The 12,353-nt window shown below is 73.6% G+C and carries 7 protein-coding genes; 4 read left to right on the forward strand and 3 right to left on the reverse strand.

The window, feature by feature from the left end; all coding sequences use genetic code 11:
• Positions 1-242 precede the first annotated feature (242 nt).
• The 3 genes from D2L64_RS20630 (at position 243) to D2L64_RS20640 (ending at position 2,830) form a co-directional block, all read left to right on the forward strand.
• On the forward strand, positions 243-1,073 hold the full coding sequence (locus D2L64_RS20630) for a helix-turn-helix transcriptional regulator (protein WP_119578856.1): 831 nt from the start codon (positions 243-245) through the stop codon (positions 1,071-1,073).
• A 164-nt stretch (positions 1,074-1,237) separates the two neighbouring features.
• Positions 1,238-2,305, forward strand: coding sequence for a trypsin-like serine peptidase (locus D2L64_RS20635; protein WP_119578857.1), 1,068 nt, complete (start codon positions 1,238-1,240; stop codon positions 2,303-2,305).
• Positions 2,306-2,437: 132 nt separating this feature from the next.
• Positions 2,438-2,830, forward strand: coding sequence for a carboxypeptidase-like regulatory domain-containing protein (locus D2L64_RS20640; protein ID WP_119578858.1), 393 nt, complete (start codon positions 2,438-2,440; stop codon positions 2,828-2,830).
• A gap of 1 nt (position 2,831) precedes the next feature.
• Here the strand turns inward: D2L64_RS20640 and D2L64_RS20645 are convergent, their stop codons facing one another.
• Positions 2,832-4,853 (reverse strand): sigma-70 family RNA polymerase sigma factor, encoded by a 2,022-nt coding sequence (locus D2L64_RS20645; RefSeq protein WP_119578885.1) that lies wholly within the window; start codon positions 4,851-4,853, stop codon positions 2,832-2,834.
• 236 nt (positions 4,854-5,089) lie between these two features.
• On the opposite strand from D2L64_RS20645, the gene D2L64_RS20650 reads away from it, so the two are divergent.
• Positions 5,090-7,903: a helix-turn-helix transcriptional regulator gene (locus tag D2L64_RS20650; protein WP_119578859.1), complete on the forward strand. Its 2,814-nt coding sequence runs from the start codon at positions 5,090-5,092 to the stop codon at positions 7,901-7,903.
• An 8-nt stretch (positions 7,904-7,911) separates the two neighbouring features.
• Here the strand turns inward: D2L64_RS20650 and D2L64_RS20655 are convergent, their stop codons facing one another.
• Together D2L64_RS20655 and D2L64_RS20660 are read right to left on the reverse strand one after the other, a co-directional pair.
• Positions 7,912-11,292, reverse strand: coding sequence for a right-handed parallel beta-helix repeat-containing protein (locus D2L64_RS20655; protein ID WP_119578860.1), 3,381 nt, complete (start codon positions 11,290-11,292; stop codon positions 7,912-7,914).
• A gap of 2 nt (positions 11,293-11,294) precedes the next feature.
• Positions 11,295-12,317, reverse strand: a complete 1,023-nt coding sequence (locus D2L64_RS20660) for a hypothetical protein (RefSeq protein WP_119578861.1) — start codon at positions 12,315-12,317, stop codon at positions 11,295-11,297.
• Between the last annotated feature and the right edge of the window lie 36 nt (positions 12,318-12,353).

Genomic DNA, 12,353 nt, shown 5'->3' on the forward strand with positions numbered 1-12,353 from the left:
CTTGGCCGGTCACGCGGGGCTAACCAGGCCCTCCCCGTCCCCGGTTGGCCGGCCCGCTCCCGGCCGGTTCGGAGCCCCGGACCACCGGAACATGGCTGGGAGCGCCGGGCGCTGTCAGGGTGACGGTGGGCCGGAAACAGCACCGGTCGGCGGGTTGTTGACGGTGACGGGCACCGCGACGGCTGCCCCCCGCCGGGCAGCAGCGCCGTCGGGCGACACGCCACCGGCCGGAGGAGGCGATCATGGACCGCGCACGACTGGCCGAGTTTCTCCGTACCCGGCGCGAGGCGCTGCAACCGGAGGACGTCGGGCTCCCCCGTGGGCATCGCCGGCGGCGTACCGGCGGGCTCCGCCGCGAGGAGGTGGCGGCGCTCAGCGACATGTCGGTCGACTACTACGGCCGGATCGAGCAGCAGCGCGGGCCACACCCCTCGGAGCAGATGCTCGCCTCGATCGCCCGTGGGTTGCGGCTCTCCGTCGAAGAACGGGACCATCTGTTCCATCTCGGCGGATACCCGGCACCGCGACGGGGCCGCCGCAACGACCACGTCAACCCGGGCATGATGCGCGTCTTCGACGGCCTCGGCGACGTCGCCGCCCAGGTGGTCAGCGACCTCGGCGAGACACTGGCACAGACCCGGCTGGCCAGCGCCCTGCTCGGTGACGAGACCGGGCACACCGGGCTGGCCCGCAGCCTGCACTACCGGTGGTTCACCGATCCGGACAGCCGACGCATCCATGCCGAGGAGGACCATCCCCGGCAGAGCCGGCTCATCGCCTCGGACCTGCACCGGGCGTACACGCGGGACGGGCGGGGCTCGCGGGCGGCGGAGATCGTGGACGCGCTGCTCGCCGCGAGTCCGGAGTTCGCCCGGCTGTGGCGGGAGCACCCGGTGACCGGCCCGTACTGCGCGCCGAAGCGCATCCGGCACCCGCAGGTCGGGCTGCTGGAACTGCACTGCCAGGTGCTCGTCGACCCCGACCAGTCGCAGTTGCTGCAGGTCTTCACCGCCACACCGGGCAGCGACAGCCACGAGAAGCTCCAACTTCTCTCGGTCGTCGCCGGGCTCTGACCCGGCACCGGATCCTCCCCCGCCACCCGGACACGTCTACACGACAGGTGATCTGTCCGAAACTGACGGTGATGATGTCGATGGACAGACAGAGACGAGTCCGGATCAATCGGGCCGGGTTAGCTTCCCCATCGAAAGCACCAACCTTCGATGAGGAGTACCACGTGAGCCCCACACCGTCCACCGTCATCCGCCTGCAGATCCTGCTGGCGGCCGGTCTGACCGCCGTGCTGACCTCGACCGCGGTCGCACCGGCCGCCGCCGCGACGACCACGGGCACGCCGGCCAGCACGGCCGCGTCGGGCACGGTCGCCAAACCCGACGCGCACGGCGCGGTCGCCGACTCCGGCGCCGTACCGGCCGCCGCCGCCTCGACCGCGCTGCGCGGCACCGACAGCACCCGTGGTGCCGGCAGCCCCGGCGGCGCCGGCAACGGCAAGGCCGGGCCGGGCGGCCTCCGGTCCGACGCCGGCTTCGCCCGCACCCCGGACAACCGCACCTCGCCCGGCATCCAGAGCGTCATCGGCACCGACAACCGGGTCCGCGTCAACCCGACCACCGTGTACCCGTCCTCGGCCATCGTGCAGATCGTCCGCACCACCAACGGCTCCACCTGGGGCTGCACCGGCTGGCTGTACGGGCCGAGCATCATCGCCACCGCCGGGCACTGCGTGCACCCGGGCGGCGGCGCCAACGGTGGCGGCGGCAACGGCTTCTACCCGCGCGGCGACTTCCAGATCATCCCCGGCCGCAACGGGGCCGCCACGCCGTACGGCACCTGCACGGCGACCCAGCTGCTCTCGGTCACCAACTGGACCCAGTCCGGCGACGAGACCAACGACTACGGGGCCATCCGGCTCAGCTGCGCCGCCGGCAACACCACCGGCTGGTTCGGCCTCTGGTGGCAGAGCGCCACGCTCACCGGCACCGCCACCACGGTGAGCGGCTACCCCTGCGACAAGCCCTTCGGCGAGCAGTGGCGGCACGCCGGGCAGACCGTCCAGGTCACCCATGACCGGCAGGTCTTCTACCAGAACGACACCTTCGGCTGCCAGAGCGGCAGCCCGGTCTACCAGACCCGGGCCGCCGGCAGCGCCTTCTGCACCGGCCAGTGCGTGATGGCCATCCACGCGTACGGCGTGCACGGTTCGGCGCCGCACTCCACGAACAACCACGGCACCCGGATCACCGAGTCCGTCTTCAACAACCTGATCACCTGGCGGAACAGCTGATCCGACCGTGGGGTGGGCCCGCACCGGTGCTCACCCCACGGAACCCTGGACAGCCGTCGTACGTCCCAGTAACTGTCCGTCACCACCAGATAGAGGAGCAGTCATCATGCACCAGCGAACCGGACCAGGGTCGTGAACAAGGGTCGCCTCGGTGCGCTCGCCCTGCTGATCGTCGCGCCGCTACTGATCGGCGCGGGGCTGCTGGTGTTCCACGACCAGTCGGTCTCCGACGACGGCCCCGCCCCGCCGCCCCGGCCCGACACCATGGGTGTCGTGACCGGCACCGCCGCCACCGCCGCCGGTGCGCCGGTACGGGACGCCGCGGTGCTGGTCAGGCCGCTCGACGAGCCGGCGCCCGCCGTACCGGAGATCGGCGTACGCACCGGCGACGCCGGCCGGTACGAATGGCGGCTGCCGCCCGGCCGGTACGAGATCGTGGTCCGTGCCGACTCCCGCGACAGCGCGCCGCGGACCGCCACCGTGACCGCCGGGGCGGTCACCCGGCTCGACTTCACCCTGCCCTGAGTCAGCGGGCCTGCTGGAAGGCGCGGCCGACGGCGGTGGCCTCGCGGCCGGTACGGAACAGGCCGGTCTGGTCCTTGTCGGTGGCGGGCAGGCCGAACCAGGCGTACCGGTGCAGCCACGGCAGCCCGCCCAGCATCCGGGCCGCCGCGGTGAGGAACGCCGCCTGCTGCGCCTGGCTCGGGAACCGCACCCCGTTCGAGAAGTCGATCAACGCGAACTCGGTGAGCCAGATCGGCAGCCGATACCGGTCGTACACCGCCTGTAGGTAGGACCGGAGCTGGTCCACCGCGTTGGCGGTGCGGAAGTCGCCGCCGTACCAGTGCAGGGCGATGAAGTCGACCCGGTGACCGCGCTGCTTCACCCCGGCCATGAACCGGTCGAGCCACTCGCCGGGACGGTCGCCGCCCCAGGCCACCGCCGGGCTGCCCAGCAGCAGGCCGGTCGCCTCCAGTTGCGGCCACAGGTCCAGCGCCTGCTCCACGCTCATCTCCGCCTGGCCGGCCAGGTCCGGCTCGTTGAAGCCGAGCAGGTACCGCCCGTTCTGTTTGGCCTGCCGCAGCCGGCTCGGGGTGACGCTGCCCGCGCCCCAGATCATCGGCACGAACTCAGCGCCCTTCGGCGTGGCCACGTCCGGGTGCGCGACGTCCCAGGTGTAGTACCAGCTCGCCCCGGAGTTGGCGAGCGCCTGGTCGACGCCGTCGAACTTCCACACCCCGACGCCCTTCTTCTTCGAGGTGACGGCCGGCGGTGCGGCGGCCGGACGGGCCGTCGTCGGGGTGGCCCGGGCCGTCGGGCCGGTCGTCGGTGACGTGGCGGTGCTCGGCGACGGGCCGACGGTCGGCGGCAGGCTCGCCGTGGGCGTCGGCGACTCCCCCACCGCGGCCGGTACCGGGGCCGCCGCCGGAGCCGCGACGGGAGCCTCGGCCGCGCCGCCGCGCTGGGCGACCACCACCGCCCCGACCGCCAGGACGGCCACCGCGACGGCGGCGGCCACCGGGCCGACGACCTTGGCCGATCCCGCCGGCAGCAGGCCGCCCGGCCCGCGGGGGCGTGGTGGGTGGGCGCCCCCGGGCGCACCGCCGCCGGTCTGCACGGCGGCGGTGCGCCCGAACGCCGCGACCGCCGTCGGGTCTGGCGACGCGGCGTGGGGGCTCCCCGCGCCGGCCCGTGGGGTGACCGGCGCGAGGTTCTGGGTGGCACTGGGCAGGGCGGCCGGCTGCGGCAGGCCGGCCAGGATGCCCTCGGCGGTCCCGGGCGGGACGGGCAGCAGCGCAAGCCCGGCCAGCAGCCGGTCGACGGGGACCAGCTCGCCGGTGCACCGGACGCATCGCACACACTCGCGGACGTGGCGGGCCAACCGCTTGCGCCACAACGGGCTGGGCCGACCGTCCCAGCCCCGGGCCGCCTCGCCCAACGCCGGGCAGTCGGCGCCGGCCAGGGCCCGGACGATTCCCCGGGCCGTCTGCAACTGTTCCTTCATCCGCTGGATCCGCACCGCCGCATGGCCCTGGGGCAACCCCAGCGCCCCGGCGAGTTCGGCCCGGTCCAGCTCCCCGGCGGCCTCCAGCCACCAGAGGGCCAGCAACGTCTGGTCGTCCTCGTCCAGCCAACGGGTCGCCTCGGCGACCTCACGGCGCTGGTCGGTCAGGCCGAGCCGGAGAATGGTCAGGCCGGCGAAGTCGGCGGCCGGATCGGGTACCCCGTACGCGACGTCGAGGTCGGCGGTGTGGTCGAGCGCGACGCGGCGGGCCTGCTCGCGGTCGCGCACCTGACGTACCGCGATGGCCACCAGCCACGACCGGTACGCCGCCGGATCACGCAGCTCCGCCAGGTGGCGGACGACCCGCAGCAGGGTCTCCTGGACCACGTCGTCGACGTCGGCGTGCCCCCGCATCGCCCGGCCGACCACGTTGTACACCAGCGGCAGGGAGGCGGCCACCAGGGCGTCGAGCGCCCGTTGGTCACCGGCACGGGCGGCGGCAACCAGCCCGGCATCCGCCCCACCCCGATCGGCGACTCGCATGCCGGCACCCTCCACCTGTTCGCGTCGCTGACTGTCGAAGCGTCGGCAGCACCGCCGACCGACCCCTCCCAACAGGAGACGCCCGCCCCCGACCGGGATAACAGTTTCCGCGAACAAGGTTGCCGGCGCGGTACCGGAGGCGGGGGGCCGCGTTCTGAGCACTCGACGTTCACTGTCCGGAAACATCGACTGTGCGGCCATGGCGGACGACTCCCGTACGCCCCTATGGTGGGGCCATGTCCCTCCCCCGGGCGACACAGCTGGCCGGTCGTGTCCACGAACTGTCCATAATGGACGACTTGGTACGGCAGGTCACCGACGGCCGCGGGAACGTGGTCTGGGTCGAGGGCGAGTCGGGCATCGGCAAGTCCACCCTTCTGGGCGCGGTCATGCACCGCCTGGGCGAGGCCGGCTGCACCGTGCTCGGCGCCGCCGGGGACGAGTTCATGACCGACTTCCCGCTCCGCCTGATGGCGGAGTGCCTCGGCGTCTCCACCCGGTCCACCGATGCCGACCGGGCGGAACTCGCCCGCATGTTGCAGGGCGACGCCGCCGGTGTGCTCTCGCTCGGCGCCGTCGGCGAACGGATGATCGCCCTGATCGACCGGCTCTGCGCCAGCGGACCGGTCGTCCTCACGCTCGACGATCTCCAGTGGGCCGACGAGGCCAGCGTCGGACTGTGGCACCGGCTGGCCCGGTCGGTCGACCAGATCCCGCTGCTGGTGATGGCCGGCTGCCGCCCGACACCCGCGCACCGGGCGCTGCGCCGACTGCGTACCGTCGTCGCCGACCTCGGTGCCCGCGTCATCGACCTCGGGCCGCTCGACCAGGCCGCGGCGTCCGCCCTGGCAACCATGACGCTGGGCGCCCGCCCCGGCCCGCGGCTGACCGCCGAACTCGACCGCGCCGCCGGCAACCCGCTCTACCTGCGCGAACTGACCGAGGCGCTGTCCCGCGACGCGCTGCTGCGGATCGCCGCGGGCGAGGCGGAACTGGTCGGCGAGGCGGGCACCACACCGGAGTCGCTGGTGGCCGCCGTCGCCCGACGGTTGGACTTCCTGTCCGAGTTCGCCCACCGCACGCTACGGGTGGCCGCCCTGCTCGGCACCGAGTTCGACGTCGCCGAGTGCGCGGTGGTGACCGGCCGGTCCACCCACCAACTGGCGGAGATGGTCGACGAGGCGATCGCCACCGGCGTCCTGCGCAACGAGGGGCGGCGACTGCGGTTCCGGCACGAGTTGATCCGGCAGGTACTGGTCGAGCAGTCCCCACCGGCGGTACGGGAGGAGTTCCACCGGGGCATGGCCCGGGCGCTCGCCGAGGCCGACTACGACCGCGACGTGGTGGCCAGGCACCTGCTGGCCGGCGGGCGGCTGGACGCCTGGGCGGCGAACTGGCTCGCCGGCATCCCGGAGACGATGGTGCGGACCACCCCGGCGGTCTCCGCCGAGCTGCTCACCCGCGCGGTCGCCGAGGCCGGCTCGGGCGGCGCCAACCTGCCGACGCTGCGGTGCCGACTCGCGCAGGCCCAGTTCTGGCTCGGCCGCTTCGAGGAGTCGGCAAGCAACGCCGAGGCGGTGTTCCGCGCCGAACCGGGCGGCGAGGTGGAAGGGGTGGCGCGGGTGCAGTTCGTCCGCGCGGCCGGACGGCTCGGGCGGTTCACCGACGCGCTCGCCGTGGTCACCTCCGGCCTGGCCAACCCGGACGTGCCGCCCCGCTGGCGGGCACGGTTGGCCGCGCTCTCCACGCTGCTGCTGGTCGACCTCGAACAGGAGCAGGAGGCCCGGGCGCGCGCCGAGGAGGCGTTCGCGATGGCCCGACAGTGCGACGACGCGTTCGCCGCTGCCTTCCCATACCACGCGCTGGCCATACTGGATCCCGACGCACAGTATGAGCTGCGCGACAAGGCGATGGCCGTGCTCGGTACCGCGGACACCGACCCGGAGGTCGTCGACCTCCGCCTGGTGCTGCTGGCCCGCGAGCTGTCGGAGCTGGTGACCGACGCGCGGTGGAGCGAGTACGACGCCGAACTGCCCCGGGCGCTGGTGATGGCCGAACGGGCCGGCACGGTTCGCGGGTCGTGGATCGCCGGAGAGGCGACCTTCGCCAGCTTCCTGCGGGGCCGGTGGGACGAGGCGATCGCGCACGTCGCCGGCATCCCCGAGCAGATGAACGGCAACCCCCTGGCCTACCTGCACGGCTTCGTGGCCACCATCGCGTACTCCCGGGAACAGCGCGCCCTCGCCGAGGAACACCTCCGGCTGGCCGGCTACGTCGACGGCGTGGAGCTGGCGGACCTGCCGTTCCACCAACGCACGGTGGTCGGTGACGCGCTCGCCCACGCCGCCGAGGCCCACGGCGACCCGGTCCGGGCACTCGCGCTGCGAACGGCATGGTTGGCACTGACGCCCGCCCGGCAGGCCGAGTGCGTCGAGCTGGCGCCGGACATCGTGCGACTGGCCCTCGACGTCGGCGACCGGGACCTGGCCGCCACCACGACCGCCTGCCTCACCGCGACCCTCGCGCCGAGCCGGTTCGACATGGTGATCACCGGCTGCTGTCAGGCGATGCTCGCCGACGACGCGGAGGGCCTGCTGGCCCAGGCGGAGCTGTGCCGACGGTACGGCTGGCTGCCGTTCCAGGCCTTCGCGCTGGAGGAGGCCGCCGTCCGGCTGGCGCGGACTGGCCAGGTCAAGGCCGCCCGCACCGCGTTGACCACCGCGGTACGCGGCTACGCCGAGTTCGACGCCAGCTGGCGGATCCGGCGGGCCGAGGCCCGGTTGCGCCCGCTCGGCGTACGACGCGGCCCCGGCGGCGTACGCCAGCGGGCCAGCCACGGCTGGGCCGCGTTGACCCGCAGTGAGCAGCGGATCGTTCGGATGATCGCGGCCGGCATGTCCAACCCGGACATCGCCGCCGAGCTGTACCTCTCCCGCAACACGGTGCAGACCCACGTGTCGCACATCCTGGCCAAGCTCGGCATGCGGTCCCGGATCGAGGTGGTCCGGGAGTATCCGCGTCATGCCGAGCGGCTGGGCGGATCCGGGTAGTCGCGTCCTCACCCACGCGCTCCGGTGGCGATGTCGGCGCACTGGAGGGTCTTCAGCTCCTCGACCGACGGATCGGTACGCCCCCGCAGCCGGCTGGCCTGCCGGGTGATCGCCTCGTCGAGCAGTTGCCGGGCGTACCGGGCGTTGCCGAACGAGCGCCCGCGCGGCACCGCGTCGAAGTGGGCGCGCAGCGCGTCGAGCACCTCCCACGGGCAGTCGTACCCGTTCGCCCCGGCCAGGTTCTGGAAGATCACGACCAGCTCGTCGGTGTTGTAGTGGGTGAAGTGGATGTGCCGGGTGAACCGGGACTGCAGTCCCGCGTTGGCGTCGAGGAAGGTGGTCATCTCCTCGTCGTAGCCGGCCACGATCACGATCACCTCGTCGCGGTGGTCCTCCATCAGCTTCACCAGCGTGTCGATCGCCTCCCGACCGAAGTCGTTGCGGGCGTCGGGCGGGCTGAGCGTGTACGCCTCGTCGATGAAGAGCACCCCGCCCCGGGCCTTGTCGAACGCCTCCCGGGTCCGGTGCGCGGTGTGCCCGATGTACTCACCGACCAGGTCGGCCCGGGCCACCTCGACGACCTGCCCGGAGCTGATCACGCCGAGCGCGGCCAGCAGCCGGCCGTAGAGCCGGGCGACCGTGGTCTTGCCGGTACCGGGCGGCCCGGAGAAGACCAGGTGCCGGGAGATCGCCGGTGCCGGCAGTCCGGCCCGCACCCGGGTACGCGCGTTGGCGATCAGGTCGACCAGGTCGGAGACCTCACGTTTGACGGCGGCCAGGCCGATCATGCCGTTCAGGCTGGCGAGCAGCGCGTCGTTCTCGGCGGCCCGGCCACCGTCGGTGGCCTCGGCCGCGGTGCCCGACCCGTTCCCGGCGACGCCCACGTCCTCCGGGAGCAACTGCGCCAGTTCCACCCCGTCGCCCGTGCCGTCGGCCGAGAGCCGGAACGCCTGCCGGCCGATCATCTCCTCGAAGACCTGCCGGGCGACCCGGGCGTTGCCGAACGACTCGGTCCGCGGCATCGCGTCGAAGAGCTGGGCCAGCGCGGCCCGGGTGTCGTACTCCAGCGAGTAGTGGTGGGTGCTGCACAGCCGCTCCACGATCGTCACCAACTCGTCGGTGCGGTAGCTGTCGAACTCGACGGTGCGGGAGAAGCGTGAGGCGAGGCCGGGGTTACCGGCCATGAACTGCCGCATCTGCGGTGAGTAGCCGGCCACCACGACCACCACCTCGTCGCGGTGGTCCTCCATCAGCTTCACCAGCGTGTCGACGGCCTCCCGACCGAAGTCGTGTCCACCGCCCCCGTCCACCGGGTTCAGGGTGTACGCCTCGTCGATGAAGAGCACCCCGCCGAGCGCCTCGGTGAACTTCTGGGTGGTCTTCACCGCGGTACCGCCGATGTGTTCGGCGACCAGGTCGGCCCGGGACGCCTCGACCAGTTGACCGGAGGTGAGCACCCCGAGGGCGGTGAGGATCTGCCCGTAGAGCCGCGCGACCGTGGTCTTGCCCGTACCCGGGGCACCGGCGAAGACCAGATGCCGCGACATCGGCGGGCGGGGCAGACCCGCCGCGGCGCGCCGCTGGGCGATGCGGTGCAGCCCGACGAGGGTGGCCACCTCCTGTTTCACCGCGGCCAGGCCGACCAGTTCGTGCAGCTGGGTCAGGAGCGGGGTCACCGGGTCTCCGGCGTCCGCCGTGGCGACGGCGGCCGGGCCCGCCACCCTCAGCTCGCCGGCCTCGACGCCGTCGCCCGAGCGGGACGGCGCCTCGCCGGACTCGGGCGCCACCTCACCGGCCCGGGACGGACCGGTCGGATCGCCGGGCACCGGCGCCGGGTCGACCCCCGGCCCGGCCGACGGGTGCTGGGCGGCGCCCGACCGGCGGACCTGTTCCCGGCGGTTGCCGGAGACCGCGGCGGTGGCCAGGTCCACCGGCTCGGCGGTCTCCACCAGTACCCCGTCGGTGCCGTTGTCGAAGACCTCGGACTGCATGAGGGCGCCCCGCGAACCGGGCGCGAACCGGACCCCGAGCCCAGCCCCGTCGCGTACCCGGCTGCGCCGCAGCACCAGGTCACCGGCCGCCTCCACCATGATCCCGGCCTCGCTGGCGCCGCCGATCTCCGACGAGATCACCGTCGCCGTCGCGGATCCGCCCACGACCAGCCCGAAGCGCCCGCCCCGCAGCCGCGAGTCGGTCAGGGCCAACCGGCCACCGGTGGCGAGCCGCACCCCGGCCACCCCGCAGTCCTCGACGCTGGTGTTGCGCAGCGCACCCTGGCCACCGTCGGTGCACTGGACGCCGTACTCGGCGCAGCCGACGATTGTGGTGTCGACCACGGTCGGCGCGGCCTCGGCCCGGATGACCAGCCCGCTGCGTCCACCGTCGATGTCGCAGCCGGCGAGCGACCCACGGCCCGCCCCGTCGAAGAGCGCGGTCACCTCGCCGGTACCGGTGATCCGGCACTGCCGCAGGGTGGGCGCGGCCGTACCGGTGACCGCCAGGACCGGCCCGGTTCCGACGAGCCGGCAGTCGGTGAGGCTGCCGGTGCCGGACTCCAACACGTACACGGCATGGCCACCGGTACCGGCGACCTGGCAGCGCAACAGGCGCGGCTCGGCGTCTCCGGCGATCACCACACCGTGCCCGGCGGCCTTGTCCACCGAACAGTCCTCGAAGGACGGTGCGCCGCCGATCGCCACGATCGCGGGTCCGCTGGTGTCGTGGAACGTCGTGTGCCGTACGTCGATGGCACCGCCCTCCTCGACGGCGACCGCCGGACCGGTGATCGCGCTGAGATCACTGTCCACCAAGCTGCCCCGCCCGTTACGGGTGGAGAGCAGGCCCGGCCCACGGACCTCGGTGATCACACAGTCGACGAGCCGGGGATCGGCGTCGCTGGCCACGACCACACCGGCCCCGCCGACGTCGCGTACCGTCGTGGCCCGGATCGTGCCGGTGGTGCCCCCTTCGAGCAGCGCACCCGCGCCCGACTCGTTGCGCAACACGCAGTTGCGCAGGTCCAGCACGCTGCCGCGGGCGTGCAGGCCGAGCAGACCGTCCGCACGTACCTCACAGTCGATCATCCGCAGTATCCCGCCGGTCACCTGCACCGCGGGGTAGTCCGGACCGCCCCCGACGACGGCGATGCCGCGCAGGGTGACCGTGCCCGCGCCGACGAAGAGGGCGAGGGCGTTCGGGGCCCGGAGGGTCACCGTGCCGGGGCCGTCCTCGGCGACGAGCGTGACGTCTCCGATGATCCGCAGTTCCTCCTGGTACACCCCCGGTTGCAGCATCACGGTCGTGCTGGCCCCGGCGACGGCCAAGGCGTCGCCGATGCGCGGCAGCCCGCCGGGTTCGTTGTGCGACACCGATACGACGGCCTGGTTCATGGTCACGACCCTCCGCTGCTGGCTGGTGTCCGTGCCGTAAAGGGGTGCCCGTGCGGGTCGAGGCCGAGGGCGAAGTCGAGGCAGGACGGGCCTTCGACGACGGCCGATTCGTGCCGCCGAAGCCGGCGTAACGTCTCCTCCCGCCAGGTGCCGCCGCCGCTCCGCCGCTCGCCGGTCCGGTCCCGCAACAGCACCCGTAGCGGCCGGTCGTCGGCGGGCTCGTCGACCGCCAGTACCGCGAACCGGCTGCCCGGCGGGAACGTCGCCGCCGGGCGCACGGCGGCAGTGAACTGGTCGACCCGGCGGGCGCTGACCGACCAGATGACGTACTCGACCTCCACCGCGGGGCCGACCCCGCAGTTGAATCCGACGTCGACGAAGGCCGGCTCGACGAGTTCGTCACCGGCCCGGTAACCGGCGGCGGACCTCGCCGAGCTGGTGGCGTAGACCGGACCGATCACGGTGGGAAGTCGCCGCAGGCCGCTCACCGCACCCCGGGCGATCAGGCGGTGCAGCTCACTGCCGCCGTCCGCACCGCGCAGGACCTGGTTCACCGCGTCCCGCTCGGCCCCGTACGCGCAGAGGGCGACCAGGTCGCCGACCAGGTGGGCGCCGCCGGCGGCCCGCAGCCCGGGTTCCTCGGCAAGGGTGCGGATCACCACCCGGGCGTACGCGTCGTAGCGTTCGGTCAACACGCGGCGCAGCCGGGCCCGGTCGTCCGCCCCCCACGGGTCGGCGTCCACCCACCTCGGTCGGGCGGGCTCCGGCAGCACCTCACGGGCCGGCGGTGGCGGCGGCTGTTCGGGTGGTGGCGACGACGGCTGCTCGGGCGGCGGCGCGGCGGCCACGCTCAGCGCCGGGGTAGGCGGCACGGCCAGCGCGGAGGACCGCGGGAACCGATCGGCCCACCGGCCGGCGGCCAGTACCCCGGTGTGGCCACTCAGGACCTCGGGTGTGTCGTTGGGGGGTGACGCCGGGACGGCCGGCAGGACCGGGGCGGTACTGGCTTTCGTCGGGCTGGTCACGCGCTCCCCCTCTCGGCCGACCGTCTGGGACGAAGA

The sequence above is a fragment of the Micromonospora radicis genome (assembly GCF_003583405.1).
Taxonomy (GTDB): domain Bacteria; phylum Actinomycetota; class Actinomycetes; order Mycobacteriales; family Micromonosporaceae; genus Micromonospora; species Micromonospora radicis.